Source organism: Streptomyces sp. NPDC043908 (assembly GCF_056435525.1).
Window position 1 is genome coordinate 726,712 of record NZ_JBWKEI010000002.1, and the last position, 26,593, is coordinate 753,304.

Below are 26,593 nucleotides of genomic sequence, written 5' to 3' on the forward strand. Positions count from 1 at the left end.
GGCCGTGCTGAGGGCGACCCTGCGCGGCTTCCTCGCCCACAAGGGGCGGCTGCTGCTGTCCGCGCTCGCGGTGATCCTCTCGGTGGCGTTCGTCGCCGGTTCGCTGGTCTTCTCGGACACCGTGGCCCGTACCTTCGACCGCCTCTTCGCCTCGACCTCCGCCGATGTGACGGTCGGGCCGCCCAAGGGGCTCGACGAACGGGTGTCGTCCGGGGTGATCCGCACGGTCCCGGCCTCCCTCGCCGCGCGGATCGCGAGCGTGGAAGGCGTGGCCGCCACGCGCGTGGACGCGGCCGTCGAGAACATCACCGTCGTCGACCGCGCCCACCACGCGGTCGGCCCGGCCGGCGGCGCCCCCACCATCGCGACCAACTGGTCGCCCACCAGGCGCAGTCCGGTGAAGCTGACCAGCGGGCACGCGCCGCACGGCCCCGGCGAGGCGCTCCTCGACAAGGACACCGCCGACCGGAAGCACGTCCGCGTCGGGGACCCGCTCACCGTCCTCGCCCAGCCCGGCTCCTTCCGGGTGAAGGTGGTCGGCATCGCCACCTTCACCACCACCAACCCGGGTGCGGCGCTGCTCTTCCTGGACACCCCGACCGCACAGACCCGCCTCCTGGGCACCTCGGAATCCGCCACCTCCATCTCGGTGGACGCGGCCCCCGGAGTCTCGGACGAGGAGCTGAAGCAGCGCGTCACGGCCGCAGTCGGCGGCTCGTACGAGATCAGGACGGCCGCCCAGCGGGCCAAGTCGGCCACCGACGAACTCGGCGGATTCCTCGACGTCGTGAAGTACGTGATGCTGGGATTCGCCGGGGTCGCCACGCTGGTGGGCGTCTTCCTGATCGTCAACACCTTCTCGATGCTGATCGCCCAACGCACTCGTGAACTGGGCCTGTTGCGGGCGCTCGGCGCGGACCGGCGGCAGGTGCGCCGGTCGGTGCTGGTCGAAGCGCTACTGCTCGGCCTGGTCGGCTCCACCCTGGGGTTCGGCGCGGGGATCGGCCTGGCGGCCGGGCTGATCGCGCTGATGGGCATGTTCGGGATGAAGCTCAGCACCGCCGAGATGGTGATCGGCTGGGGGACGCCGGTCGCGGCGTACGCGGTCGGCGTCGGCGTGACGTTCGTGGCCGCGTACCTCCCCGCGCGACGGGCCGCCAGGGTCTCCCCGATGGCGGCGCTCGCGGATGCCGAAGTGTCGGGCGCGGGACGGCCGTTGCGGGTGCGGGCCGTGGTGGGGGCGGTGCTCGCGGCGGCGGGGGCGGCGGCGATCACCGGGTGCGTCACCTCCACGAAGACGGCGGCCTCCTCCTCACTGCTCGGGCTGGGCGTGGTGCTCACCCTGATCGCGACCGTGGTGGCCGGGCCGCTCCTGGTCCGGCCGGTGATCGGGGTGCTCGGCGCGGCCTTCCCCCGGCTGTACGGGCCGGTGGGCCGGATGAGCCGGCGCAACGCCCTGCGCAACCCGCGCCGCACCGGTGCCACCGCGTCCGCCCTGATGGTGGGGATCGCGCTGGTGACCGGGCTGTCGGTGGCCAGCGCCTCCATGACCGAGTCGTTCGACCAGCAGATCGACAAGACCCTGGGCGCCGACTTCGTCGTACAGAACAGCGCCTTCCAGCCCTTCCCCCGGGAGATCACCGACAAGGTGCGCGCGGTGCGGGGCACGGAGACCGTCGTCCGCCAGCGCTTCGCCCCGCTGCGGCTGACACTGCCCGACGGAAGGACCCCCCGTACGACCGCCTCCGGCTACGATCCCCAGCTCGACGACGTCGCCCACCTCACCTACGCGGCGGGCGGTTCGGCCCAGGCCCTCGCCCCCGGCAACCTGGCGATGGACCGCGACTACGCGCGCGACCACCGCGTACACCTCGGCGACACCCTCCCCGTCACCTTCGCCACCGGCGCCCACGCGCGACTGCGGGTGGCGGCACTGACCGCCATGGACACCTCGGGCGGGTTCGGCGTGGAGGGCGGGGTCTTCATGGGACTGGCCACCGTGGAGCGCTACCTTCCGGGCGGCCAGGACGCCGCGCTGTACGTCAACGCGCACGGCGGCACCGGCGCCGACGGGCTGCGGGGCGCGCTGGAGAAGACCCTGGAGCCGTATCCCCAGGTGCAGGTGAGGGACCGGGCGGACTACAAGGAGCTGGTCCGTGACCAGATCGCGGTGATGCTCTATCTGGTCTACGCGCTGCTGGGCCTCGCGATCGTCATCGCGGTGCTCGGTGTGGTCAACACGCTGGCCCTGTCGGTGGTGGAACGCACCCGCGAGATCGGACTCCTACGGGCCATCGGGCTCTCCCGGGTCCAGCTGCGGCGCATGATCCGGCTGGAGTCGGTGGTGATCGCCGTCTTCGGGGCGCTCCTCGGGCTCGTCCTCGGCATGGTGTGGGGCGTGGGCATCCAGCAGGTGCTGGCACTCCAGGGCCTCAAGGCGTTCGCCGTGCCCTGGTCCACGGTGGTCGCGGTCGCCGTGGGCGCGGCGGCCGTGGGCCTGCTGGCGGCGCTGCTCCCGGCACTGCGGGCGTCGCGGATGAATGTGCTGGCCGCGATCGCGCATGAGTAGGGGTGGGCCGATCGCGTAGAGGGGGCGGCTGCCTACGGGGGACGGTCCCGGCGGCGGACGGGGGACGCGGCGGCGGACGGGGGCGGGGCGGGCGGTGGGTGTGGGTGTGGGTGTGGGTGTGGGTGTCGGGCCGGGCGACGTGGGCAATCTCCTGGCCCCGGCACCGAGCCGCCGCCCCGGCCCTGGCCTCAACCCCGATCCCCGTCCCCGCCCCGTCAGGCGAAGCCGCCCCATCCCGTCACTTTGCCAGTGCTTTACCATGGGTGCACCTACCCACGACTGAAAGGTGTGAGCGTCCGCCCATGGGCGAGCCTCCCAGTACCCGTCCCCGTACCGGTACACGACATCGCGCGATCCTCCCCGCCCTGCCCGATCATGGGACGGAGGTGAACCGATGACCGAAGTGCTTCTGCTCGTGGTGGCCGTGCTGCTGTCGCTGGCCTGCGGGGCCTTCGTGGCGGCCGAATTCTCCCTCACCACCGTGGAGCGCGGCGAGCTGGAGCGGGCCGTCGAGAACGGCGAGCGCGGCGCGAGCGGCGCCCTCAAGGCCGTCCGCAGCCTCACCTTCCAGCTCTCCGGCGCCCAGCTCGGCATCACCGTCACCAACCTGGTGATCGGCATGCTCGCCGAACCCTCGATCGCCAAGCTGATCAGCGGCCCCCTCGGCTCGATCGGCCTGTCCGGCTCGACGGCCCGCTCCGTCGCACTGGTCCTCGGCACCGCCCTTTCGACGGTGTTCCTGATGGTCGTCGGCGAGCTCGTCCCCAAGAACTGGGCGATCTCCTCGCCGCTGGCGGTGGCCAAGGTCGTGGCCACCCCGCAGCGCGTCTTCAGTTCCGCCTTCCGCCCCTTCATCAGCCACCTCAACAACACCGCCAACCGCATGGTGCGCCGGCTCGGACTGGAGCCCGCCGAGGAGCTGGCATCCGCCCGCAGCCCGCAGGAGCTGGTCGCGCTGGCGCGCCACTCCGCCAAGCAGGGCGCCCTCGAAGCGGACACCGCCGAGCTCTTCGTCCGTACCCTCAGCCTGGCGGAACTCGACGCGGAGAACGTGATGACGCCCCGCGTACAGGTCACCGCCCTGGAGGTGCACGCCACCGCGGAGGACGTCGCCAACGCCACGCGCGCGACCGGTCTGTCGCGCTTCCCCGTCTACCGGGGCAGCCTCGACACCGTCGTCGGCATCGCGCACATCAAGGACGTCCTCGCCATCCCCGTCGAGCAGCGGCCGCGCCACCCCGTCACCGAGCTGCTGCGCGAGCCGCTGCTCGTACCGGCCACGCTGACCGTGGACCGGCTCCTCGACCAGCTGTACGGGCGGCGGACCATGGCCGTCGTCATCGACGAGTACGGCGGTACGGCCGGCGTCGTCACCATGGAGGACATCGTCGAGGAAGTCGTCGGCGAGGTACGCGACGAGCACGATCCGCACGAGACGTCCGACCTGGCCCGGGCCGGCGAGGACGCCGACGGGCGCATCCTCTACTCGGCCGACGGCGCCGCCCGCACCGACCAGCTGGAGGCCATCGGCCTGCGCGTGCCGGAGGGCCCGTACGAGACGCTGGCCGGCCTGATCGCCACCGGGCTCGGCCGCATCCCCGCCCTGGGCGACAGCCTGGAGCTGGGCGGCTGGCGACTCGACGTCGTCGACGCGTCCGGCCGCCGCGCCGCCCGCGCCCTGCTGCACGCGCCGCTGCCCGGCGACGGGGACGCGGATGACGAGGGCGAGAGTCCGGGACACCGCCGACGGCGGGAGCACCGGGGCGCCGGGCACCGTGAGCACGGGGGTACGTGGCGGGGCCGGGGCGACCGACGCGAGGCCCGCGAGACTCGTGAAGGCCACGAGGCCGACGAGGCTCGTAAGGCCCGCGAGACCCACCAGGACCACGAGGCTCGTGAGACCCGCGAGGCCCGAGAGGCCCCTCCCGGCCGCGAGGACACCGCCGTCCACAAGGACACCGCTGTCCGTGACGGCCTGCGGGATTCCGACGACGAGGGGGCCGGCCGATGACCGTCATCCAGTTGCTGATCGGTCTGGCGACGCTGGTCGTCAACGCCTTCTTCGTCGGCGCGGAGTTCGCACTGATCTCGGTGCGCCGCAGCCAGATCGAACCCCTCGCCGAACAGGGCAACCGTCGCGCGCGCAGCGTGATCTGGGGGCTGGAGCACGTCTCCGCCCTGATGGCGGCGGCGCAGCTGGGCATCACGCTGTGCACCCTGGTGCTCGGTGTGGTCGCCGAACCCGCCATCGAGCACCTGCTGGAGCCGGTGTTCCACCTGGTCGGGGTGCCCGAGGCCGCGGCGCGTCCGGTCTCCTTCTTCATCGCGCTGGCCCTCGCCACCTATCTCCACATGCTGCTCGGCGAGATGGTGCCGAAGAACATCGCGCTGGCCGAGCCCGCCAGGACCGCGCTCCTGCTCGGTCCGCCGCTGGTGACGCTCGCCCGCGCTCTGCGCCCGGTGATCTTCGCCATCAACGCCTTCGCCAACACGCTGCTGAAGCTCTTGCGGGTGGAGACGAAGGACGAGGTGGCGGCGACATTCTCCGACGACGAGCTGGCCCGGATGGTCCGGGACGCGGGCGACGCCGGGCTGCTCGACGACCGGGCAGCCGAGCGGCTCCACGACGCACTTGAGCTGGGGCGACGCCCCGTCCAGGACGTGGTCGTACCCCTGGAGAAGGTGGTGCACACCCCGGTCGGCACGACCCCCGAGGAGCTGGAACGGCTCGCCGCGCTGTCGGGCTTCTCCCGCTTCCCGGTCGTGGACACGGGCGACCGCATCCTCGGCTATCTGCACGTCAAGGACGCGCTCGACGCGATGCCGCGCGACGTGCCGTTCCCGGTGACGGCGCTGTGGCCGATCGCCCGGGTCCGGACCTCGACACCGCTCGACGACGCGCTGACCGCCATGCGCCGCAGCCGTACGCACCTCGCGGCGGTACTCGACGAGGACGGACGGCTGGCGGGCCTGGTCGCTATGGAGGACGTCCTGCGCGAGCTGGTCGGCAGACCGGACACGGCGTAGGGGGCGGGGCTCAGGGGCGGGGGCCTAGGGGCGGGACCAAGGGGGCGGGGCCCCCGGGCCCGCCGCCCCCAGCAGACACTGATCCGTTACACCGCGGGCTTGGGGGCGGCTTCGGTGCCCGGCGCGGCGGGCACCGGCTTGGCGGGGGCGTCCGGCTCCGTGGTCTCGGTGAGGCCCGGACCCGGCCGCCCCAGGCCCGACGAACCGATGGCCATCAGCACGGCGGCGAGCGTGGCCAGGCCCGCGGTGGCGAGCGCCGCCTTCCAGTCCACGTCGAAGAGGTTGGTCGCCCCGGCCGTCAGGACGGCCGCGAGTGACTGCGCGAACGTACGGACCGCCCGCTCGGCAGTCGCCTTCCAGAAGGCTTTGGTGAACATGGAACGCTCGCTCTCTCGTGCGTCGTTGCGTGATTACGTGGTGCGTGGTGCGTGGTGCGTGGTTGCAGTCTTGTGTCGTGGCGTGGTCTGCGCGGTGATCTGTCTACGTAGTCTGCGTGGTCAAGTGCCCGGGACAGAAGCGGCATTGAGGCCGGGGCACGCGGACCGGGGCGCCCGGGTCCGATGGTGTTCCCGGCATACCGCGGAACGCCCCCCACCGACAGGGCCCGCGCGCCCCGGACCGGCCGAGTTCCCGCCGGGGAGGCAGTGGCGCCGGGCGCCGGCGATCGGCGCGGGGTTCCGGTGACGGGCGCCGGGCTCCGGGCTCCGGGCTCCCGTGAAGGGCGCCAAGTTCCGGTCCGGTGACGGCACCAGGTTCTGGCGAGGGCGCCCGGGCCAAGCGGAGCCTACGATCGGCGGCCGATGGTCAGACCGCCGCCGCGGTCGAGGAGGCATCGAGCAAGCCCCCGTCGCAGGTGCCCCCCGCGGCGACCACCCCCGCCAGCGCCTCCGCCAACGCCCCCGGCCGGGCCCCCACCAGGGCCCCAGCCCACGTCTGTTCCGGCCCCTCGCTCATCCGCTTCCCCCTCGCCCTCTCCACCCGGACCGCGTGACACTACCGCGCGGTACGATCGCTCCGCCATGGAGATGAATGCCAGCTACACCAGCTTTGTCGCGCTCGGTGACTCGTTCACCGAGGGCATGTCCGACCTCCTGCCCGACGGCTCCTACCGCGGCTGGGCGGACCTGCTCGCGGCCCGGCTCGCCGCGCGGACGCCCGGCTTCCGCTACGCCAACCTCGCCGTACGCGGCAAGCTCATCGGCCAGATCGTCGACGAGCAGGTCGCGCCCGCCGCCGCGATGCGGGCGGACGTGGTGACCCTGGTGGGCGGCCTCAACGACACCCTGCGCCCCAAGTGCGACATGGGCCGGGTGCGCGGGCTGCTCACCGAGGCCGTGGAGACGCTGGCGCCGTCCTGCGGCCGGCTCGTCCTGATGCGCAGCCCCGGCCGCAACGGCCCGGTCATGGAGCGCTTCCGTCCCCGTATGGAAGAGCTCTTCTCGCACATCGAGGACCTCGCCGCCAAGCACGACGCCCTCGTGGTCGACCTGTACGGCGCGGCGGTGCTCGGCGATCCGCGCCTGTGGGACGTCGACCGGCTCCATCTGACCGGCGAGGGCCACCGCCGGGTGGCCGAGGCGGTCTGGCAGAAGCTCGGACTTCCCGCCGAGGACGACTGGCTCGCCCCGCTGCCGAACGGGCCGCGTCCCCGCTGGGCGACGCGCCGGGTGGCCGACGTCCGGTTCGCCCGCCGGCACCTCGCCCCGTGGATCGGCCGCCGCCTCACCGGCAGGTCCTCGGGCGACGGCCGCCTGGCGAAGCGCGGGGAACTCCTGCCGTACGACCTCACTCCGCCCGTTGCGGACGGACCCGGCACGGCCTCCGGCGACGTGACCGCGCTCTCGTAGCAAGCCACAAACCGGCCCGGGGCGCTGGCCTGCAGAAATCGCCAGTAGAATCTGGACACGTGACTGCTGTGTCTGCGAAGCCTCGCATCCCCAATGTCCTGGCCGGCCGCTACGCCTCCACGGAGCTGGCCGTCCTCTGGTCCCCCGAGCAGAAGGTGAAGCTGGAGCGTCAGCTCTGGCTCGCCGTGCTGCGCGCGCAGAAGGACCTCGGGATCGAGGTGCCGGACGCCGCCCTCGCCGACTACGAGCGCGTACTCGACCAGGTCGACCTCGCCTCGATCGCCGAGCGCGAGAAGGTCACCCGCCACGACGTGAAGGCGCGGATCGAGGAGTTCAACGCCCTCGCCGGGCACGAGCAGGTCCACAAGGGCATGACCTCCCGCGACCTGACCGAGAACGTCGAGCAGCTCCAGATCCGCCTCTCGCTGGAGCTGATGCGCGACCGGACCGTGGCCGTCCTCGCCCGGCTCGGCAAGCTCTCCGGTGAGTACGCGGAGCTGGTCATGGCGGGCCGCTCGCACAACGTCGCCGCGCAGGCCACCACCCTGGGCAAGCGCTTCGCGACCGCCGCCGACGAGCTCCTCGTCGCCTACGGCCGTCTGGAGGAGCTCCTCGCCCGTTACCCGCTGCGCGGTATCAAGGGTCCCGTCGGCACCGCGCAGGACATGCTCGACCTGCTCGGCGGCGACGCCTCCAAGCTCGCCGAGCTCGAACAGCGCATCGCCGGTCACCTCGGCTTCGCCCACGCCTTCACCTCCGTCGGCCAGGTCTACCCCCGCTCCCTCGACTACGACGTCGTCACCGCCCTGGTGCAGCTCGCCGCCGCGCCTTCCTCGGTCGCCAAGACGATCCGTCTGATGGCCGGGCACGAGCTGGTCACCGAGGGCTTCAAGCCGGGCCAGGTCGGCTCGTCCGCGATGCCGCACAAGATGAACACCCGCTCCTGCGAGCGCGTCAACGGCCTGATGGTCATCCTGCGCGGCTACGCCTCGATGACCGGCGAGCTCGCCGGCGACCAGTGGAACGAGGGCGACGTCTCCTGCTCCGTCGTCCGCCGTGTCGCGCTCCCCGACGCGTTCTTCGCCTTCGACGGTCTGCTGGAGACCTTCCTCACCGTGCTCGACGAGTTCGGCGCCTTCCCCGCCGTCGTGGCCCGTGAGCTGGACCGCTACCTTCCCTTCCTCGCCACCACCAAGGTGCTGATGGCGGCGGTACGCGCCGGGGTCGGCCGCGAGGCCGCGCACGAGGTCATCAAGGAGCACGCCGTCGCCTCCGCGCTCGCCATGCGCGAGCAGGGTGCCGAGCGCAACGAGCTCCTCGACAAGCTGGCCGCCGACGACCGCATGCCGCTCGACCGCGCCCAGCTCGACGCCCTGATGGCCGACAAGCTGTCCTTCACCGGCGCCGCCGGTGACCAGGTCGCCGCCCTGGTCTCCCGGATCGAGGAGATTCTCAAGCAGCACCCGGCCGCCGCCGCGTACACTCCCGGTTCGATCCTCTGACCCGGCCCCGGGCCACCGACGTCACCGACGGGACCACCCGATGACTCCCGAGGAACTCCAGGCCGCTCGCGACAACGTCATCCCCGACGTGGTCGCGGGCGGTCTGTCCGTGCTGTTCTGCGGCATCAACCCCGGTCTGATGTCCGCCGCCACCGGCCACCACTTCGCCCGCCCGGGCAACCGCTTCTGGCCGGTCCTGCACCTCTCGGGCTTCACCCCGCGCCGGCTGAAGCCCTCCGAGCAGAACGAGCTGCTCACCTACGGCCTCGGCATCACCAACGTCGTCGCCCGGGCGAGTGCCCGAGCCGACGAGCTGAGCGCCGAGGAGTACCGCGAGGGCGGCCGCCTCCTCACCGCCAAGGTCGAACGGCTCCGCCCGCGCTACCTCGCCGTGGTCGGCGTCACCGCCTACCGCACCGCCTTCGACGACCGCAAGGCCCGCATAGGCCCCCAGACCCGCACCATCGGCGGGACCCGCGTCTGGGTCCTGCCCAACCCCAGCGGCCTGAACGCCCATTGGACGGCCGAGACGATGGCCGAGGAGTTCGCCCGCCTGCGCAGAGCAGCACAGGCGGAACCCGGCCCGGCGGACGGATAGCCACGGGCACCTCGCCCCCGGTTCAGACTGTGCGCCCCCTCTCTCCTCACCCCGCCCCTTCCGGCCCCCGTCTCCGCAGGCGGATGTCCGTGTCCATCGCATAGCTCTGCGTCCAGGTGCGGCCCGCGTCCGACTTCCAGGTCACGTGCGCCGTCGAGATCGCCCCCTCCACCTTGACCCGGTCCACGGTCATCGACCGGTCACCGTCCCGTACGTCACCGCGCCGCAGATCCTGCGCCTTGACCGACACGGGCTCGCTCGGCGCCAGGTTCTCCGCCTCGTCCGCCGCCCGCACCAGCGCCGCCGCCAGCTCCCGGGCCCGCGCGGGAGTGAACTCGGCGACCGACGCCTCACCGCCTCCCGCGTAGCCGGTCATCTGCACCACGCCGTCCGCCACGACGGACACTTCCGTCGTACCGCCGCCCAGGTCCGCCACTGCGTACGCCATCACGATCTCCTCACCCGCCGGCAGGAGACGGCGACGCATCAGGACGTTACGCCACCTCGGACCCCCGACCCGCCGCTCCCTCCCCCGGCTGCCATGCACCTCCCCCGTACGGCATCTTCTGCCTGATCCCTACGGCGGATCGACCTCCGTCACCACCGCCATCAACTGGAACTCCAGCTCCGTGTCCCACTGCGAGACTCCGACGGCGACCCAGCGGCCATCCGCCTGCCAGATGTGGAGATACGGGACACAGCTGCTCAACTCGTCCCATGGCGCGGCTATCTCCTCTCCTTCCATGCTCCGGGTCAGCACACTCCAAAGGCTGAACATCTGCGCCTCACCCCACCGTCTGCTCAGCAGCCCGGCCAGGGCCTCGCACTCCGCCTCGTACTGCTCCTGCACCTCGACGCGTCTGCTGCCGTCGTCGTCCCAGAAGTCCTCGCTGGTACGGAGCTCCACCAGGTGGTAGCCCGGGCCGCTGGTGATCGCTCCCGACCTCCCGCGCTCCGCGGGGAAGTCGCGGACGCGCAGCAGGTCGATGACTTCGAGATGCCGTGCGGTGGTCATGCAGTCAGTAAACCCGCCACCACTGACAATTGACCTCCCAAGCGTTTGGGCTCCCAAGCGTCTGGGCTCCCAGGTGTCTGGTCTCCCGGGCACCTGGGCTTTCAGGCGTCCCGCCTCCGCAGCGCCCACCAGCCCGCCGCCACGGACAGAGCACTCCACAACGCGAGCACCGCCATGCCGCTCCAGGCTCCCAACGGCCCTTCAGGCTGGAGCAGCAGGATCTGCCGCCCCGCCCGGTCCGGCAGGAAGTCCTGGGCGCCGGAGCCCTGCGACACGTCCCCCACGACGAAGGGCACGATCAGGAACAGCGGCACGATCAGGCTCATGGCCCCGGTGACGCTGCGCAGGAGGGCCGCCAGGCCCGCGGCCAGGAGGCTGAGCAGGGCCAGGTACAGGGCGCACCCGAACACCGCGCGCAACGCCCCGGGGTCACCGATGCCTATGCCGAACCCCTTGTCCATGAGCGCCTGTCCGGACAGGAACGACGTCAGGCTGGTGACGAGGCCGACGGCGAGGACCAGACCACCGATCACGGCCAGTTTCGCCCCGTAGAACAGCCCGCGGTCGGGCACGGCTCCGAGGGAGATCCGTATCCCTCCGTTCTTGTACTCCGCGGCCATGGCTATCGCCCCGAAGGTGAGGGCCGCCATCTGCCCGAAGTTCAGGCCGTAGTACGAGAACAGAACAGGATCGAAGTCGGTGCTGTCGGGCTCCGGACGCCCCAGCGCGGCGACCGCGAGGACGGTCAGTCCGGCTGTCGCCAGGAACACGGATATCAGCGACCCGACGAGGGACCGCAGCGAGCGGACCTTGATCCACTCCGCGTGGAGAACTGCGGGGAACGACACGGCTCACACCTCCTGGTCGCGATGGGGATTTCCGGACAGGGCGGACGCGAACTCCGCCTCGCCGGCTGTCAGGTCGAGGTAGGCCTGTTCCAGCGTGGCCTCCTCTGTCGCCAGTTCGAGGATCGGGATGCCCTCCGCCGCGGCGATCGGGCCCACGTCCTCGACCCGTGCGCCCTCGACGATCCAGCGGCCGTCCTCACCCTGGACGGGTGCGAAGCCCCGGGAGGTGAGGCCGGTGCGCAGGCGGTCGCCTTCGGTGGTCCGCACGCGCACCCGCGGCTGGATACGCGAGTCGATGAAGTCCTTCATGGGGGTGTCGGCCAGCAGCCGCCCCCGGCCGAGGACGACGAGATGGTCGGCGAACGAGGCGGTCTCGTTCATCAGATGGCTGGAGATGAGGACGGCACGGCCCTGCCGCGCCAATCCGCGCATCAACTCCCTTATCCAGATGATTCCTTCCGGATCGAGGCCGTTGGAGGGTTCGTCGAGGATCAGCACCGAGGGGTCGCCGAGCAGGGCTGCGGCGATGCCGAGCCGCTGGCGCATACCGAGGGAGAAGGTCTTGACGCGCCGGTCCGCCACACGGGCGATTCCCGCCTCTTCCAGCACCTCGTCCACGCGGCGAGCCGGTATTCGGTTGCTGGCGGCGAGGGCGCGCAGATGGTTCCGCGCGGTGCGCGAGCCGTGCGCGGCCTGGGCGTCGAGGAGCGCGCCGACGTGGTGCAGCGGCTCCTCGTATTCCGCGTACGCGCGGCCGCCGATCATGGCGGTGCCCGAGGTCGGCCGGTCCAGGCCGAGCACGAGGCGCATGGTCGTGGACTTGCCTGCGCCGTTGGGGCCGAGGAAGCCGATGACCTGGCCGGGCCGGACGCTGAAGGTCAGGCGGTCCACGGCGCGGGTGGTTCCGTACTCCTTGGTGAGCTCTTGGACGTCGATGCTGGTCATGTCTCAACATTCGCCGTCGGGCCAGGTCCTGGGCCTCCCCCGTGCGTGGGGATCATCTCCCCCGTGCGGGGGAGCCGCGGCGATCCGGGCGCTGGCACGATGACGACATGTTCCGTTTCCTCCGCCCGCTGGGCCGCTCCGTGACGTACACGCGATGGCTGCATCTGTCGATGCCCGTCGCCGTGTACGGCATTTGGCTGTTCATCGACATGGAAAAGCCCTACGTCCCGTTTCTCGCCCTGCTGTTGATAGGGCTGATACCGGCCGTGCGCCTGGCCGAGGGGATACAGGTCCAGTTGCTCGTCGTGCCGGCGGAGCGGGGCCGCCATGACGCGACCGTCTCCGCGGCGTCGTCGGCCAGTTGGGCCGAGCGGTGGCGGACCGTCGCGTGGCTGGAGATCCGTCTGGCCCTCGCGCTGGTGACCATGGTGGTCTCGGTGTGGCTCCCCATCATCACGTATGAGTTGCTGACCGCCCCGGCGGGCCGCGGGACCAGCGAGGTTCCCGTCCTGCGCGAGATGGAACCGCACTGGTGGTGGTGGGTGCTCGCTCCGCTGCCCCTCTTCCTCATGCTCGGCTGTGTCGCGGCCCTCGGTGAGCTGAACGCCACCATCGCGCGGCATCTGCTCGGTCCGTCGAAGGAGGAGCGGCTGACCGCGCTGGAGGCGAGGACGGAGCAGCTGCTCGAACGGAACCGGATCGCGCGCGAGATCCATGACTCGATCGGGCACGCGCTGACCGTCGCCGTGGTGCAGGCCGGCGCCGCCCGGACGGCGGGAGATCCGGCGTTCACCGCCAGGGCGCTTGCGGCGATCGAGGAGACGGGCCGGGCGGCGCTGGACGACCTGGAGCGCGTCCTGCTGGTCCTGCGGGAGAGCGGGGGGCCGGTGGGGCAGCGGCCGACGCTCGACGAGGCCGACCGGCTCCTCGAATCGGCGCGGGCCTCGGGGGCGAAGGTGGAGTCCGAGCTGAGCGGCCCGCTGACCTCGGTGCCGGGCCCCGTCTCCCGGGAGGGGTACCGGATCCTCCAGGAAGCGCTGACCAATGTGCTGCGGCACTCGGGGCCGGTGCCCGTGCGGGTGCGCATAGCGGTGTCAGGTGAACGATTGGAGCTCGATGTGACGAATCCACTGCCGGGTCCCGTGCCCAGGGGACAGGGCGGCAGCGGGCTGCGCGGCATACGGGAAAGGGCGGCGCTGCTGGGTGGCGAGGCCCGATCGGGCCCACAGGGAGGAGAGTGGAGGGTGCGCGTGCGGTTGCCGCTGGACGGGCTGTGCTGATGGATCGCCCCGGGGTGTGCCTTTCCGTAGAGCGAGGACAACGCCGCAGACGTGTGTGCCGGCCCCCGCGACCGAGGGAGGAGCCCCAGGACAAGCCCTAGGCTGGTCGGATGCCGGTTACCGTTCTTCTCGTCGACGACGAACCCCTGGTCCGAGCGGGTCTGCGGGCCGTTCTCGAGGCTCAGCCCGACATCGAGGTGGTGGGCGAGGCCGCTGATGGCGCCGCCGTCATCCCGCTGGTGCGCCAGTTGCGCCCCGATGTGGTGGCGATGGATGTGCGGATGCCGTTGCTCGACGGCATAGAGGCTACCCGGGCGGTGCTGCGTACCGTGCAGGATCCGCCGAAGATCCTGGTGGTCACGACGTTCGAGAACGACGAGTACGTCTACGAGGCGCTGCGGGCGGGTGCCGACGGGTTCCTGCTGAAGCGGGCGCGGCCCGCCGAGATCGTGCACGCGGTGCGGCTCGTCGCGGAGGGCGAGTCGCTGCTGTTCCCGGCCGCGGTCCGTGCGCTCGCGGCCGAGTACGGCAACCGGGAGGCGAAGAAGGCCCTGGACAAGGCGGCGCTCACCGAGCGTGAGGCGGCCGTTCTGCGGCTGATGGCGCGGGGGCTCAACAACGCGGAGATCGCCGCCAAGCTGATCGTCGGTACCGAGACGGTGAAGACGCATGTCAGTGCCGTGCTGGCGAAGTTGGGCGCCCGGGACCGGACCCAGGCGGTCATCGCGGCGTACGAGTCGGGTTTCGTGGCTCCGAGCTGATGCGTCTCCGTGACCATCCGCCACTCGCCGTATACCTGACCAGCGAGTACGATCCGGCAGACACGCGTACGAGCTGGGAGGACACACGTTGGGGCGGCTGACCGGCGGGGATCCCTCTCTGCTGCGGCGGATCAATTCCGCGGTGGTTCTCCATGCACTGCGTGGGGCGGAATCCCCCACTCTGACCGATCTGACCCGGATCACCGGTCTGTCGAGACCGACGGTCGAGGGTGTGGTCGAGGGGCTCATGGAGGGCGGGCTCGTCGTCGAGTCGGCGCCCGAGGAGGGCGAGGCGCGCCGCCAGGGGCGTCCCGCGCGCCGGTTCAGGTTCCGGGCCGAGGCGGGCCATCTGCTGGGCATCGAGATCGGCCCGCACCGGGTGGCGGCGCTGCTGTCCGGGCTCGACGGGCGGATCGTCGGCGCCGGATCCCGCGAGGTGTCCGAGACGGCCTCCGCCGACGAGCGCCTGGAACGGGTCAGGGCGACGGTCGCCGATCTGCTGCGGCGGGCCGGGGTGGCGCGCAGCTCGCTCCGCGCGGTCGGTGTCGGCAGCCCGGGCATAGTGGAGGCCGACGGCACCGTACGGCTCGGGACGGCGCTCCCGGAGTGGACCGGTCTGCCCCTGGGCGAGCGGCTGCGGCGGTCGTTCCGCTGCCCGGTGCTGGTCGAGAACGACGCCAACGCGGCGGCCGTGGCCGAGCACTGGAAGGGAGCGGCGACCGACTCCGACGACATCGTGTTCGTCCTGGCGGGGCTGAGCCCGGGGGCCGGATCGCTGATAGGCGGGCGGCTGCACCGGGGCTTCGGCGGCGCGGCCGGCGAGATCGGCGCGCTGCATCTGCTGGGCCGGGATGTGACGCCGGAGAGGCTGCTGTCGACGACCGAGGAGCCGTTGCACCCGCTGGACGAGCAGGCGGTCGCCGATGTGTTCGCGCTGGCCAAGCGGGGGGACAGCGGTGCACAGGAGGCGGTCGAGCGGTTCATCCAGCGGCTGGTCCACGACGTGGCGGCCCTGGTGCTCGCCCTCGACCCGGAGCTGGTCGTCGTGGGCGGCTGGGCGGCCGGGATCGACGGAGTGCTGGAGCCGCTGCGTCAGGAGCTGGCGCGGTACTGCCTGCGGCCGCCGCGTGTGGCCCTCTCCCTGCTGGGGGAGGCGGCGGTGGCGACCGGTGCGCTGCGGTTGGCGCTCGACCATGTCGAGGAGCAGTTGTTCGCGGTCGAGGGCACGGTGACGGCTCGCCGCTGAGCCGGGCCGACGGACAGCCGACAGGCGGGCGAGCGGGCAAGTCGGCATGCCAGCGGACGGGCGGGCAGGTGTTCTGCCGCCCTGCCTGGAGCAGGGCAAGAGGGCCGCCTGGTCTCCCCCGGTCCGCCTCCCTCCCTCTCTCCCTCTCTCCCTGGTCACCGTCTCCAACCGCAGCCGCAACAGATACGGCCCGCCGCTGACAGCGGCGGGCCGTACCGGAGAAACCGTGGGGCAGCGGGTCAGGATGCCTGGCGGTGGCCGTCGTGGCTGATCTGGACGTCGCCCGAGTCGCCGAAGGTGAGGCGGCAGGTGTCGGCGCGGTAGGTCGCCACCGAGACGGCGACGGTCCGGCCCTGGGAGAAGTAGCGCGTGGTCACGACGAGGACGGGCGCGCCCGGCAGCCGGTCGAGTTCCTTGGCGTCGTCCGCGCGGGCCGAGCCGAGTTCGACCGCGCGGTCCTGGCCTTCCAGGTCGAGGCGCTGGAGCTCGCGCAACACGCCGCGCGCGCGGGCCGGTCCGGACGGCGCGTCGATCGAGGTGAGGTCCGGTACCGAGGACGCCGGTACGTAGAGGAGCTCGGCGGCGACGGGCTGGCCGTGCGTGGTGCGGGTTCGGCGGACGATGTGCACCTCGTCGAGCGCCCCGGCGTCGAAGAGCCGGGCCACCGAGAGCGGCGGGGCGCCGACGGCGCAGTCGACGGCCTGCCAGGCGTCACCGGCCGCGCCGGGCCAGTCGTGCTGCTCGGTGCCGACGGAGACGCCCACGCGCGGCGGGGCGACGGTCGTGCCGACACCTCGGCGGCGTTGCAGCCTGCCTTCGAGTTCGAGCTGCTCCAGAGCCTGGCGGAGCGTGGCGCGCGCGACGCCGAAGCGGGCGGCCAGTTCACGCTCGTTGGGCAGGATCTCTCCCACCGCGAAGTCCGAGTCGAGCGCCTCGCTCAGCACGGTCTTGAGGTGCCAGTACTTCGGCTCCGGCACCGTTTCCAGCTGCGTGGTCCCCACCCTGTCCTCCGCAATCGCCGTGCCCCGGCGGCTTTTCTGCGCCCTTGTTTATTAAAGGTTCCTGCACTAACTCTGCGACCATAGGGCGGCCCACCCCCTTGGTCAAGACCAATCCTCGTTCCGTTACGGAACGAATCCGAGTCCTGGCGCAGAGCGTTCACACGGCGTTCGCGCATCCGTGCGCCAGGCGCGACAAAACCCCGTGCCCGGTTCCGGGCACGGGGGTCATGGCTGCTGGGGCGGGGTGGGACTACCGGGGCGACTGGTCCACGTATTCCTCGCGACCCTCGCACCTCTCGCGTCCTTCCTTCCGGATGAGAGCGATCAGTTTGTCCGGGTTGCGTACGACATAGACGCAGTGGATGCGGCCGTCGAGGAGGTCGAGCTGGAGCACGCTGTCGGGCTTTCCGTCGTACAGGACCAGGACGGCCGGGCCGCCGTTGATCTCCGTGATGCGGAATTCGCTGTCCGGCCCGCCCTCGTGCGACACCGCGTAGAGGAAGCGTCCGACCTTGTCGGCGGATTCGATGATCCTGGTCGGGGCCTTGGACTTGCCGCCGCTGTCGCCGATGAAACGGACGTCGGGGGCGAGCAGGGCGAGCATGGAGTCCAGGTCGCCGCCGCCCGCCGCGGCCATGAACCGCTCGGTGAGGTCGCGGCGGTGTGCGGGGTCGACGTCGTAGCGCGGCTTGCGCTCGTCGACATGGCGCCGGGCGCGCCCCGCGAGCTGGCGCACCGCGGGCTCGGAGCGGTCCAGGGTGGCCGCGATCTCCGCGAAGGGGAAGCCGAACGCCTCGCGCAGGACGAAGACCGCCCGCTCCAGCGGCGAGAGCGATTCGAGGACCACCAGCACGGCGAGCGAGACGGAGTCGGCCAGCATGGCCTGTTCGACGGTATCGGGGACCGCTGGCCCGAAATCGGTCGCGATCAGCTCCGGCAGCCAGGGACCCACATAGGCCTCGCGCCGCGCCTGGATCTGCCGGAGCCGGTCGAGCGCGAGCCGGGTGGTGATCCGTACGAGGAACGCGCGCGGGTCGCGCACGCTCTCGCGATCCCGCGCCGACCAGCGCAGCCACGCCTCCTGCACCACGTCCTCGGCGTCGGTGACACGGCCCAGCATGCGGTAGGCCACGCCCGTGAGAACGGACCGGTGGTCTTCGAAGAGATCGGCGGCGGTGGGGGCAGTCACCGCTCCATCCCAGCCGACCGGCTCCCGGCTGTCCAGAAGGAGCGCCCGCGCTGTTCGAATATCCGTCCCGCGCGCGCTGTCCTGGACTCGCCTCTTGAACTCCAAGCTACCGAAGGGTAATTGTTGCTGACACGGTGTCTACCGCCGTCCGCGTCCACCACCCTCCACGCGGGTCCGTCCGTCCGCCCAGGGCCCCCGCCCATGACCGGGAGCAGCAGATGACCGGGAGCAGCGCCATGACCGAAGAGGTCTCCTTCACGACCGGCTCCCCCCGGGGCAGCCGCACCGTCACCGTCTCCTACCGCAGGGCCGGCTCCGGCGAGCCCCTGCTCCTGCTCCACGGCATCGGCCACCACCGCCAGGCCTGGGACCCGGTGTTCGACCTGCTGGCCGTCGAGCGCGATGTCATAGCCGTGGACCTGCCGGGTTTCGGCCGCTCCCCGGCGCTGCCCGAAGGCCTTTCGTACGACCTGTCCACGGTCGTACCGGTCCTGGGCGCGTTCTGTGAGGAGCTGGACATCGAGCGGCCGCATGTGGCGGGCAACTCCCTCGGCGGGCTGCTGGCGCTGGAGTTGGGGCGCGAGAAGCGCGTACGGTCGGTGACGGCCTTCTCCCCCGCCGGGTTCTGGTCCCAGGCGGAGCGCCGCTACGCCTTCGCGACGCTGAGCGCGATGCGGCGGGGGGCGAAGATGCTGCCGCTGCCGGTCATCGAGCGTTTGTCCCGGAGCGCGCCGGGGCGCGCGGCGCTCACCAGCACCATCTACGCGCGACCCGGGCGCCGTTCACCCGAGGCCGTCGTCGCCGAGACGCTCGCGCTGCGTGAGGCCGGCGGCTTCGACCAGACGCTGCGGGCGGGGATCGACGTACGGTTCACCGACGACGTGGCGGGAGTCCCGGTCACCGTCGCCTGGGGCGCCAAGGACCGGCTGCTGCCTCGCCGGCAGGGCATCCGCGCCAAGCACACCCTTCCCGGTGCCCGGCTGGTGCGGCTGCCCGGCTGCGGCCATGTCCCGATGAACGACGACCCCGCCCTGGTCGCGCGCGTCATCCTCGACACCAGCCGCTGAGCCGCCGCGCCGGGGGCGCCCGCCCAGCACCCCGGCGCCCAGCGCGACCCCGGCGCCGACCAGCGCACTGCCCACCCCCTGCGCCGTGCCGTACGCCCCGGCGCCGACCAGCGGGGCGGTGAGCGCGGCCGACACCGGGATGAGGCCGGAGAAGAGCGTCGCGCGTTCGGCGCCGATGCGCTGCACACCCATGTACCAGCAGACGAAGCCGATCACGGTGACCACGGCGGCCTGCCACACCAGGGCCGCCGTTTCGGTGGCGTCGGGCAGCCGCAGTGCCGCCCGCCCGTCCAGTACGAGGGCGAGCACGGCGGACTCGACGGCCGCGACGCCGCAGACGGCCGCCGAGAGCAGCTTGGGCCCGAGCGGGCGCAGCACCGGCACCGCCAGCACCGCGAACCCCACCTCACCCACCAGTGCCCCCGCCGACCACGCGATGCCCACCGCGTCCGTGCGGCCCCAGCCCTGCACGGTGAAGGCCCCGGCGGCCACCAGGAGCGCTCCGTGGAGCACCGGCCGGGTGGGCCGTCGCCCGTCGAGCAACGGCACCAGGACCGCCACCACGACCGGCGCGCACCCGACGAACACACCGGGGACGGCGGGTTCGGCCGTGCGCTCGGCGGCCAGCACGGCCATGTTGAAGCCCACCATGCCGACGGCGGAGAGCAGCGCGAGCCGGCCCCACCGTGCCGCGCCGAGGCGGCGCAGCGGCGCGGTGCCGCCCCGGCCGAGCAGCGGGAGCAGCAACAGGCAGGCCAGGCCGTACCGCAGGGCCTGGCCGCCGGCGTGCGGATAGTCGCCGAGGACGCTGTTGGCGGTGAAGGACCCGCCGACGAGGACGCAGGCGACGGCGGCGAGCGCCGCGCCCCGAAGCTGTGACACGTTCATGGGCCCGACGCTAGGCAGCCCGGTGGTCTTGTTTAAGGTCCACTTCCATGACGTCATCGGGGACCACTTCGCCCTCCGCGCCGCACGGCGACGACGGGCGTCCGTCGTGGAACGCGGCCTGGGAGCTGCTGCTTCCGGCCGCCGCGGCTCCGGCTCGGCAGCGCGGCAGACTGCTCCAGTCGGCGTTCCGGGAGGCCGTCCGTTCGGGCCGGCTCGCGGCCGGGACCCGGCTGCCGTCGAGCCGTGAGCTCGCCGCCGACCTCGGTGTCTCACGCGGCCTGGTGACCGAGGCGTACGAACAGCTCACCGCCGAGGGTTATCTGCGCAGCGGCCGGGGCTCGGGCACCTGGGTGGGCGGGGCGGCGCGCGCCGCCGACGCGCCACGCGCGCGGGATCTGGCGCCGCGCGACCCCGGCGCGCGGGTCGACTTCCTGCCCGGCACCCCGGACCTGTCCCTGTTCCCGCGCGCGGCCTGGGCCGCCGCGCACAAGGGCGTACTGGAGCGGCTGCCGCACCGCTCGCTCGGCTACCCCGATCCACGCGGGCTGCCGGAGCTGCGGACGGCGCTCGCCGCGCTGCTGGCCCGGCGGCGCGGAGTGGTCGCCGACCCGGAACGGATCGTGGTGTGCTCCGGGGTCGCCCAGGCCACGACGCTCCTCGGTCTCGTCCTCGGGGAGGGCCTCTCCCTCGGGGGGTCCCTCGCCCCCGGGGAGAGGGACGAGCCGGCCGTGGGGGTCGAGGACCCCGGCAGCCCCGAGCACACCGCCCTGTTCGCGGCCACGGGCGTACGGACCCGGCGGCTGCCGCTCGACGACGAGGGCCTGGCCATGGGCCCGCTGTACGCGAGCGGGGTGCGGGTCGCGGTGACGACCCCGGCCCACCAGTTCCCGTCCGGAATCGCCTACTCCGCGCGGCGGAGGGCCGAACTCCTGGACTGGGCGCGGGCGGTGGACGGGCTCGTCGTGGAGGACGACTACGACGGGGACTTCCGTTACGACCGGGCGCCGGTGGGGGCGCTCCAGGGCCTCGACCCCGAACGCGTGGCGTACACCGGGTCGGTGAGCAAGTCGCTCGCCCCCGGTCTGCGGCTCGGCTGGCTGCTGGCGCCCGACCGGCTGACCGGCGCGATCGTCACCCGCAAACGCACCATGGACCTCGGCAATCCCGCGCTGGACCAGGCACTGCTCGCGGACTTCGTCACCAGCGGCGCGTACGACCGTCAGCTGCGCCGGTGCCAACGCGCCTACCGCGAGCGGCGGGACGCGCTGGTCCGGGCGCTGCACGAGCACCTTCCGGGCACGGAGGTGAGCGGCATCGCGGCCGGGCTGCACATCATCGCGCGGTTGCCCGCACGGTACGGGCCCGAACCGCGCCTGCTCGCACGCGCCGCCCACGCGCGCGTGGCCGTGCGCCCGCTCTCGTACTACCTCTCCTCCGGGGCCGGGCCGGGAGACGAGGTCTCGCTGGTGGTCGGATACGCCCATCTGACGCCGTCGGACATCGCGCGCGGGGTACGGCTGCTCGCCGGGGCGTTGGAGACGCGCGGCGCCTGAGGCGTGTCCGCCGGTTCCTGTCCGGGGCACGGGGGCCGGTACACACGGCCACCACGCCCGCGCGTGAGAACCGCGCACGCCCGCGCGGCAGGGCCCGGCCCGACAGGATCCGGAAGACGCCCTAGGAGTTGGACCAGCCCCGCTTGCACAGCACCAGCCGGTACCCGTCCGGGTCCTCGATCGTCACGCCCCACTCGTTCCAGTACGGGTTGGGCGACAGCACCCGCGTGCCGCCGTGCGCCTCCAGGCGGGTCACCAGCTCCGCCGGGACCTCCTCGTCCACATAGACGACCAGCAGGTCCTCCTCGGTCGGCCGGGGCTCGGCGGTTCCGGCCGGCACCTGGACCAGTTCCAGATGCCAGTCGGCGTCGGGCCAGCCGACCATCAGCAGCGCGTGCTCGCCGGGGCCCGTGGCCTCCGCGTCGTGCCGCCACACGACGTCCAGGCCCAGGCCCCCTACCCAGAAGCGCTCCGCCGCCGCGAGGTCGCGCGAGGGGCGGGCGATACGGATGTGTGAACGGCCTCCGACGGGCATGGGAGCCTCCTGGGCTTTCGCTGGTGCTGAACGAGGGGACGCGCGGCCGTGCTGACGGCTCGTACCGACCGTACCCGTCGAAGATCACCAAGGCGATCGTCCCCTGGTCCCCGGCCGCCCGCCCCAGGTCCACACGTTGTCGGCCACGTGGGGCCGGCGGCTCGTGCCGCGGCGGTGGCCTCCCGGTGTTCACCCGGGGTTCGCGCCCGCGCCGCAGCCGGGCAGTAGGCATGGCTCTGATCCGCACGCGCCGGACCACCGCCCTGATCCACCGCCCTGACCCACCACCCCGCCCCAGGAGGCGCCTCGATGCCGTACCGCCCTCGGATCCCCTCGCCCACCCGCCGTACCGTCCTGAAGGGTTCGCTCGCCGTGTCCGCGGGTCTCGCCCTGCCCGCCGGGCTCGCCGCGGCCGCGCCCGCGCTGGCGCTCTCCGGGCGGCCGAACGCCGGCTGGGGCGTGCAGGCCGGTGACATCACGGCGTCGTCGGGGCTCGTGTGGGTCCGGTCCGACCGGCCCGCCCGGATGGTCGTGGAGACCTCCGCCACCGCGTCGTTCCGCCGCGCGCGCACCTGGCCCGGCCCGCTGCTGGGGCCCGGCACCGACTTCACCGGGACGACACGACTGCGCGGACTGCCCGCCGGTGAGCAGGTCCACTACCGCGTCACCCTCGCCGACCCCGACGACCCCCGCCGTACGGGGAAGCCGGTGTACGGCACGTTCCGTACCGCGCCCGCCTCGCGCCACCGGGACGTGCGCTTCCTGTGGTCCGGCGACATCGCGGGGCAGGGCTGGGGCATCAACCCGGACATCGGCGGCTTCCGCGTCTACGACGAGATGCGGCGGCTCGATCCGGACTTCTTCCTGTCCAGCGGCGACACCATTTACGCGGACGGGGTCATTCCGCCCAGCGTGACGCTGCCCGACGGCCGCGTCTGGAGGAACGTCACGACCGAGGAGAAGTCCAAGGTCGCCGAGACGCTCGCCGAGTACCGGGGCAACTTCCGCTACAACCTGCTCGACGAGAACGTACGGCGGTTCAACGCGCAGGTGCCCTCGATCGTCCAGTGGGACGACCACGAGGTACGCAATAACTGGTACCCCGGGCAGATCCTGGACGACGCCCGCTACACCGAGAAGAACGTCGACGTGCTGGCGGCCCGTTCGCTGCGGGCCTTCAGCGAGTACGTCCCGGTCTCGACGCTGCGGCCGGGCAGCCGGGAGGGGCGTGTGCACCGGGTCGTGCGCCATGGTCCGCTGCTGGACGTGTTCGTCCTCGACATGCGTACGTACCGCGACGCCAACTCCCCCAACCGCCGGGCCGACGACACCGTGGGCATCCTCGGCGCGGAGCAGTTGGAGTGGCTGAAGCGGGAGCTGTCCCGCTCCCGGGCGGTGTGGAAGGTGATCGCCGCCGACATGCCGCTCGGTCTGGTCGTTCCCGACGGGCCGGCGAACTTCGAGGCCGTGGCGCAGGGCGACCCGGGCGCGCCGCTCGGGCGCGAGCTCCAGATCGCGGAGCTGCTGCGGTTCGTCAAGCACCGCCGGATCACCGGCACGCTGTGGCTCACGGCCGATGTGCACTACACGGCGGCCCAGCACTACGACCCGTCGCGGGCCGCGTTCAAGGACTTCGCCCCGTTCTGGGAGTTCGTGTCGGGGCCGCTCGCGGCGGGCGGGTTCCCGGCGAACGCGCTCGACGCGACCTTCGGCCCCGACCAGGTCTTCGTCCACGCGCCGGCCCGGGCCAACGCCTCCCCGATGGAGATGCCGCCGAACTTCGGAGAGGTCGAGATCGACGGCGGCAGCGGCGAACTGACGGTGCGTCTGCGCGCGCAGGGCGGTTCGGTACTCTTCACCGAGGTGCTGAAGCCGGGGCTGGTGGGCCAGTAGCCGCCCCGCAGGGCTTCCGGGTGGGCGTACGGAGTGTGGCAGCGAGGCGGTCATTCCGCGCCACAAGTCGTAAGAAACGGCCAGAAAGGCACCAGAACCACACTTAACCCATCAGTCACAAAGCGTTCGCGATCACGCAACACCGCTCGGTCACAGTGAAAGCATGACTGAGATGCCCGAGTTGACTGTCCACGGGAACACCCGCCGCCACCACTGGCGGCGGGACCTGATCGAGCTGGCCGCGATGTTCACGGCCGTGGCGGTGGCCGACGCCGTGGCGAACACGGTCGCCCACGGTCCGGACGGACCGTTCCTGCTGATCGCCTCGGCGGTCGCGCTGGTCGCCACGGCGGCGTTCCACACCTGGTGGGCCCGGCGCCACAGCCACGCGCCCCCGGCGGACGCACCCGCCGATACGGGCGCGGCGCGCGGCCCCGCCGCCGCCGCGCCCGCCGAAGGGCCCGCCGAAAACGGCGCCGCCTCCCGCGAGACCTCGCTGTGGCGGATGCGGGCCACCGTGCGCGACGAACCGGGAAGCCTCGCCGCGCTGTGCACCGCACTCGCCCGCAGCGGCGTCGACATCCTCACCCTCCAGACGCATCCGCTGGCCGACGGCACGGTCGACGAACTCCTGCTGCGCGCCCCCGCCGAGCTCTCGGCCGACCACCTCACCCGGGACATCGCGGGGGCGGGCGGCGGCGACATCTGGCTGGAGCGCGCGGACGCGCACGACCTGGTGGACGCGCCCACCCGGGTGCTGGGGCTGGCCACCCGCACCGCTCTCGACGCGGCCGAACTGCCCCTCGCGCTGCGCCAGCTGCTGGGCCGGTGCACCATCCACTCGCTGCCCGCCGTGTCCCTGTCCGGCCGGCCGACCGGTGAGACGGCGCCGGTCGAGGGCGTCCTCGAAGCGACCACCATGCGGCTGCGCGACCCGAACGGCGGGGTCATCACCATCGACCGGCCCTACCTCCCCTTCACCCCGACCGAGTTCGCGCGGGCGCGCGCGCTGGTCGAGCTGGACGCGCGGCTCGGCCCGCGCATCCCCCGCAGCCAGGACGTCCTCACCCTGCCCGAGGGCAACGAGATCACCGTGCGCCGGGCCGGCCAGGACGACGTCGAAGCCGCCAAGGCCATGCACGAGCGCTGCTCCGACCGCACGCTGGGCCTGCGCTACCACGGCCCCGTCGGCGACGCCGACCGCTATCTGAACCACCTGCTCAGCCCCCGTTACGGGCGCACCCTCGCCGCCGAGTCGGCCTCCGGGCGGCTCGTCGCCCTCGGCCATCTGCTGTGGGACGGCGACGAGACCGAGGTGGCGCTGCTCGTCGAGGACGACTGGCAGCGCCGGGGCATCGGCTCCGAACTCCTGGAGCGCCTGGTGGCGCTGGCGGCCGAGGCCGGCTGCGAGAGCGTCTACGCGGTGACGCAGTCCTCCAACACCGCGATGGTGGCGGCGATGCGCGGCCTCGGGCTGCCGCTCGACTACCAGATCGAGGAGGGCACCCTGGTGGTCACCGCACGGCTGCCGAAGGCTCGCGCGGCGGCGCGTCCGTCGGCCGCTCTGCCGACGTCAGGACGTCCGCCGATCGAACGGTCGTCGGCCGAGCGGTCGTCGTTCGAGCAGGCGTCGTTCGAGCAGGCGTCGTTCGAGCAGGCGGAGCGCTGAGCGCGCGGCTCAGATCGCTCCACAGGTCCTCCACGTCCTCCAGACCGACCGAGAGCCGCAGCAGCCGGTCGCTCACCCCGGCGGACCGCCGGTCTCCCTCGGCCACGATGCGGTGGCTGATGGAGGCCGGGTGCTGGATGAGGGTGTCGACGCTGCCGAGGCTCACGGCGGGGGTGATCAGCCGCACGCCCGCGATCACGGCGTGCGGGTCGCCGTGCACCTCGAACGCGACCATCGCCCCGCCCACCGCCGGATAGTGGACCCGGGCGACCCGCGGGTCCCCGGTCAGTCTGCGGACGAGCTCCGCGGCGCTGCTCGCGGCGGCCCGCATCCGTACCGGGAGGGTCGCGAGGCCCCGCAGCAGCAGATAGCCCGCGAGCGGGTGCAGGACGCCGCCGGTGGCGAACCGCACCTGGCGCAGCTGCCGCGCGAACGCGTCGTCGCACGCGACCACCCCGCCCATGACGTCACCGTGGCCGCCCAGGTACTTGGTGGCGCTGTGCAGCACGATCCGCGCGCCCTGCTCCAGCGGACGCTGGAGCACCGGGGTGGCGAAGGTGTTGTCGACCAGCAGCGGCACCGAGCCGCAGGCATGGGCGACGGCCCGGATGTCGACCTCGGCGAGGGTGGGGTTGGCCGGGGTCTCCACGATCACCAGACCGGTGTCGGGCCGCAGGGCGTCGGCGATGCCCGCCGGGTCCACCCAGGTCACCTCCGTACCGAGCAGACCGGCGTCCAGGAGGTGGTCGCTGCACCCGTACAGCGGCCGGACGGCGACCACGTGCCGCAGGCCCGCCGAGGCCCGGGCGAGCAGCACCGCGGAGAGGGCGGCCATGCCGCTGGCGAAGGCCACGGCGCCCTCGGCGCCCTCCAGCCGTGCGAGGGCCGTCTCGAAACGGCCTACGGTGGGGTTGTCGAGACGGGCGTACACCGGCGGTCCCTCGGGCAGCAGCCCGGTGGCGGCGAAGGCGTCGATCCGGGCGGCCTCGGCCGCGCTGTCGTACGAGGGGTAGGTCGTCGACAGGTCGATCGGCGGGGCGTGCAGTCCGAGTCCCGCGAGGTCGTCGCGGCCGGCGTGGACGGCTTCGGTGGCCAGGGCACGGGGTGCGGCCTGGGCGCGGTCCTGCGTGTCGGTGTCCATGGCGGCACTGTGCAACCGT

Annotated in this window: 21 protein-coding genes and 2 pseudogenes; 13 read left to right on the forward strand and 10 right to left on the reverse strand. The window is 72.6% G+C overall.

Annotated elements, in window-relative coordinates:
• The first annotated feature begins 4 nt into the window (after positions 1-4).
• From AC069K_RS07525 to AC069K_RS07535, 3 genes are all read left to right on the forward strand, one after another.
• On the forward strand, positions 5-2,569 hold the full coding sequence (locus tag AC069K_RS07525) for an ABC transporter permease (RefSeq protein ID WP_478613092.1): 2,565 nt from the start codon (positions 5-7) through the stop codon (positions 2,567-2,569).
• 394 nt (positions 2,570-2,963) lie between these two features.
• Complete coding sequence (locus tag AC069K_RS07530) at positions 2,964-4,580, forward strand: hemolysin family protein (RefSeq protein ID WP_478613095.1); 1,617 nt, start codon at positions 2,964-2,966, stop codon at positions 4,578-4,580.
• Complete coding sequence (locus AC069K_RS07535) at positions 4,577-5,596, forward strand: hemolysin family protein (protein WP_358833482.1); 1,020 nt, start codon at positions 4,577-4,579, stop codon at positions 5,594-5,596. Before AC069K_RS07530 ends, AC069K_RS07535 begins: the two co-directional genes overlap by 4 nt.
• Positions 5,597-5,682: 86 nt before the next feature.
• Here the strand turns inward: AC069K_RS07535 and AC069K_RS07540 are convergent, their stop codons facing one another.
• Positions 5,683-5,973 carry a holin gene (locus tag AC069K_RS07540; protein WP_358833481.1) on the reverse strand — a complete coding sequence of 97 codons (291 nt, stop codon included), beginning with the start codon at positions 5,971-5,973 and terminating at the stop codon, positions 5,683-5,685.
• A gap of 642 nt (positions 5,974-6,615) precedes the next feature.
• On the opposite strand from AC069K_RS07540, the gene AC069K_RS07545 reads away from it, so the two are divergent.
• Genes AC069K_RS07545 through mug form a run of 3 tightly spaced genes read left to right on the forward strand, consistent with a single transcriptional unit; the run spans position 6,616 to position 9,543 of the window.
• Positions 6,616-7,443 carry an SGNH/GDSL hydrolase family protein gene (locus AC069K_RS07545; RefSeq protein WP_478613100.1) on the forward strand — a complete coding sequence of 276 codons (828 nt, stop codon included), beginning with the start codon at positions 6,616-6,618 and terminating at the stop codon, positions 7,441-7,443.
• A 59-nt stretch (positions 7,444-7,502) separates the two neighbouring features.
• The gene (gene purB / locus AC069K_RS07550; RefSeq protein ID WP_358833479.1) at positions 7,503-8,945 is read left to right on the forward strand and encodes an adenylosuccinate lyase; all 1,443 of its coding nucleotides are present in this window, start codon (positions 7,503-7,505) and stop codon (positions 8,943-8,945) included.
• Between the two features lie 40 nt (positions 8,946-8,985).
• Positions 8,986-9,543, forward strand: a complete 558-nt coding sequence (mug, locus tag AC069K_RS07555) for a G/U mismatch-specific DNA glycosylase (RefSeq protein ID WP_365104180.1) — start codon at positions 8,986-8,988, stop codon at positions 9,541-9,543.
• A 46-nt stretch (positions 9,544-9,589) separates the two neighbouring features.
• On the opposite strand, the gene AC069K_RS07560 is transcribed toward mug, so the two are convergent.
• The 4 genes from AC069K_RS07560 to AC069K_RS07575 form a co-directional block, all read right to left on the reverse strand.
• Positions 9,590-10,030 (reverse strand): hypothetical protein, encoded by a 441-nt coding sequence (locus AC069K_RS07560; protein WP_478613105.1) that lies wholly within the window; start codon positions 10,028-10,030, stop codon positions 9,590-9,592.
• Positions 10,031-10,120: 90 nt separating this feature from the next.
• The gene (locus AC069K_RS07565) at positions 10,121-10,558 is read right to left on the reverse strand and encodes a hypothetical protein (protein ID WP_478613108.1); all 438 of its coding nucleotides are present in this window, start codon (positions 10,556-10,558) and stop codon (positions 10,121-10,123) included.
• 101 nt (positions 10,559-10,659) lie between these two features.
• Positions 10,660-11,406: an ABC transporter permease gene (locus AC069K_RS07570; RefSeq protein WP_478613111.1), complete on the reverse strand. Its 747-nt coding sequence runs from the start codon at positions 11,404-11,406 to the stop codon at positions 10,660-10,662.
• 3 nt (positions 11,407-11,409) lie between these two features.
• Positions 11,410-12,351 carry an ATP-binding cassette domain-containing protein gene (locus tag AC069K_RS07575; protein ID WP_478613114.1) on the reverse strand — a complete coding sequence of 314 codons (942 nt, stop codon included), beginning with the start codon at positions 12,349-12,351 and terminating at the stop codon, positions 11,410-11,412.
• 107 nt (positions 12,352-12,458) lie between these two features.
• Here AC069K_RS07575 and AC069K_RS07580 point away from each other — a divergent pair, with 107 nt between their 5' ends.
• From AC069K_RS07580 to AC069K_RS07590, 3 genes are all read left to right on the forward strand, one after another.
• Positions 12,459-13,631: a sensor histidine kinase gene (locus tag AC069K_RS07580; protein ID WP_365104170.1), complete on the forward strand. Its 1,173-nt coding sequence runs from the start codon at positions 12,459-12,461 to the stop codon at positions 13,629-13,631.
• Positions 13,632-13,741: 110 nt separating this feature from the next.
• The gene (locus AC069K_RS07585) at positions 13,742-14,392 is read left to right on the forward strand and encodes a response regulator transcription factor (protein ID WP_358833472.1); all 651 of its coding nucleotides are present in this window, start codon (positions 13,742-13,744) and stop codon (positions 14,390-14,392) included.
• Positions 14,393-14,480: 88 nt separating this feature from the next.
• On the forward strand, positions 14,481-15,638 hold the full coding sequence (locus AC069K_RS07590; protein WP_358833471.1) for an ROK family transcriptional regulator: 1,158 nt from the start codon (positions 14,481-14,483) through the stop codon (positions 15,636-15,638).
• Between the two features lie 239 nt (positions 15,639-15,877).
• On the opposite strand, the gene AC069K_RS07595 is transcribed toward AC069K_RS07590, so the two are convergent.
• Positions 15,878-16,639, reverse strand: a complete 762-nt coding sequence (locus AC069K_RS07595; protein WP_478613121.1) for a GntR family transcriptional regulator — start codon at positions 16,637-16,639, stop codon at positions 15,878-15,880.
• Positions 16,640-16,889: 250 nt separating this feature from the next.
• Entirely contained in the window at positions 16,890-17,828 is a 939-nt protein-coding gene (locus AC069K_RS07600; protein WP_365104162.1) for an RNA polymerase sigma-70 factor, read from the reverse strand.
• Between the two features lie 236 nt (positions 17,829-18,064).
• On the opposite strand from AC069K_RS07600, the gene AC069K_RS07605 reads away from it, so the two are divergent.
• Positions 18,065-18,895: an alpha/beta fold hydrolase gene (locus AC069K_RS07605; protein WP_478613324.1), complete on the forward strand. Its 831-nt coding sequence runs from the start codon at positions 18,065-18,067 to the stop codon at positions 18,893-18,895.
• A gap of 483 nt (positions 18,896-19,378) precedes the next feature.
• Here AC069K_RS07605 and AC069K_RS07610 read toward each other — a convergent pair.
• A pseudogene (locus tag AC069K_RS07610) lies at positions 19,379-19,840 on the reverse strand (EamA family transporter); the annotation flags it as partial.
• Here AC069K_RS07610 and pdxR point away from each other — a divergent pair.
• A complete protein-coding gene (gene pdxR / locus AC069K_RS07615; protein WP_478613125.1) occupies positions 19,831-21,336 on the forward strand; it encodes a MocR-like pyridoxine biosynthesis transcription factor PdxR in 1,506 nt (501 codons plus the stop codon). The pseudogene AC069K_RS07610 and the gene pdxR sit on opposite strands and share 10 nt — an antisense overlap.
• Positions 21,337-21,457: 121 nt before the next feature.
• On the opposite strand, the gene AC069K_RS07620 is transcribed toward pdxR, so the two are convergent.
• A complete protein-coding gene (locus tag AC069K_RS07620; protein WP_365104157.1) occupies positions 21,458-21,871 on the reverse strand; it encodes a VOC family protein in 414 nt (137 codons plus the stop codon).
• Positions 21,872-22,180: 309 nt separating this feature from the next.
• On the opposite strand from AC069K_RS07620, the gene AC069K_RS07625 reads away from it, so the two are divergent.
• Complete coding sequence (locus tag AC069K_RS07625) at positions 22,181-23,764, forward strand: alkaline phosphatase D family protein (protein ID WP_478613129.1); 1,584 nt, start codon at positions 22,181-22,183, stop codon at positions 23,762-23,764.
• A gap of 172 nt (positions 23,765-23,936) precedes the next feature.
• A pseudogene (locus tag AC069K_RS07630) lies at positions 23,937-25,376 on the forward strand (GNAT family N-acetyltransferase); the annotation flags it as partial.
• On the opposite strand, the gene AC069K_RS07635 reads toward AC069K_RS07630, so the two are convergent.
• Positions 25,279-26,574, reverse strand: coding sequence for a trans-sulfuration enzyme family protein (locus AC069K_RS07635; protein ID WP_478613132.1), 1,296 nt, complete (start codon positions 26,572-26,574; stop codon positions 25,279-25,281). The pseudogene AC069K_RS07630 and the gene AC069K_RS07635 sit on opposite strands and share 98 nt — an antisense overlap.
• Between the last annotated feature and the right edge of the window lie 19 nt (positions 26,575-26,593).

Excerpts from the sequence above, each read along its gene's own strand:
- AC069K_RS07530 (WP_478613095.1), top strand. The coding sequence starts at position 2,964 with ATGACCGAAGTGCTTCTGCTCGTGGTGGCCGTGCTGCTGTCGCTGGCC.
- AC069K_RS07535 (WP_358833482.1), top strand. The coding sequence starts at position 4,577 with ATGACCGTCATCCAGTTGCTGATCGGTCTGGCGACGCTGGTCGTCAAC.
- AC069K_RS07540 (WP_358833481.1), bottom strand. The coding sequence starts at position 5,973 with ATGTTCACCAAAGCCTTCTGGAAGGCGACTGCCGAGCGGGCGGTCCGT.
- AC069K_RS07545 (WP_478613100.1), top strand. The coding sequence starts at position 6,616 with ATGGAGATGAATGCCAGCTACACCAGCTTTGTCGCGCTCGGTGACTCG.
- mug (WP_365104180.1), top strand. The coding sequence starts at position 8,986 with ATGACTCCCGAGGAACTCCAGGCCGCTCGCGACAACGTCATCCCCGAC.
- AC069K_RS07560 (WP_478613105.1), bottom strand. The coding sequence starts at position 10,030 with ATGCGTCGCCGTCTCCTGCCGGCGGGTGAGGAGATCGTGATGGCGTAC.
- AC069K_RS07565 (WP_478613108.1), bottom strand. The coding sequence starts at position 10,558 with ATGACCACCGCACGGCATCTCGAAGTCATCGACCTGCTGCGCGTCCGC.
- AC069K_RS07575 (WP_478613114.1), bottom strand. The coding sequence starts at position 12,351 with ATGACCAGCATCGACGTCCAAGAGCTCACCAAGGAGTACGGAACCACC.
- AC069K_RS07580 (WP_365104170.1), top strand. The coding sequence starts at position 12,459 with ATGTTCCGTTTCCTCCGCCCGCTGGGCCGCTCCGTGACGTACACGCGA.
- AC069K_RS07585 (WP_358833472.1), top strand. The coding sequence starts at position 13,742 with ATGCCGGTTACCGTTCTTCTCGTCGACGACGAACCCCTGGTCCGAGCG.
- AC069K_RS07605 (WP_478613324.1), top strand. The coding sequence starts at position 18,065 with ATGACCGAAGAGGTCTCCTTCACGACCGGCTCCCCCCGGGGCAGCCGC.
- pdxR (WP_478613125.1), top strand. The coding sequence starts at position 19,831 with ATGACGTCATCGGGGACCACTTCGCCCTCCGCGCCGCACGGCGACGAC.
- AC069K_RS07620 (WP_365104157.1), bottom strand. The coding sequence starts at position 21,871 with ATGCCCGTCGGAGGCCGTTCACACATCCGTATCGCCCGCCCCTCGCGC.
- AC069K_RS07625 (WP_478613129.1), top strand. The coding sequence starts at position 22,181 with ATGCCGTACCGCCCTCGGATCCCCTCGCCCACCCGCCGTACCGTCCTG.
- AC069K_RS07635 (WP_478613132.1), bottom strand. The coding sequence starts at position 26,574 with ATGGACACCGACACGCAGGACCGCGCCCAGGCCGCACCCCGTGCCCTG.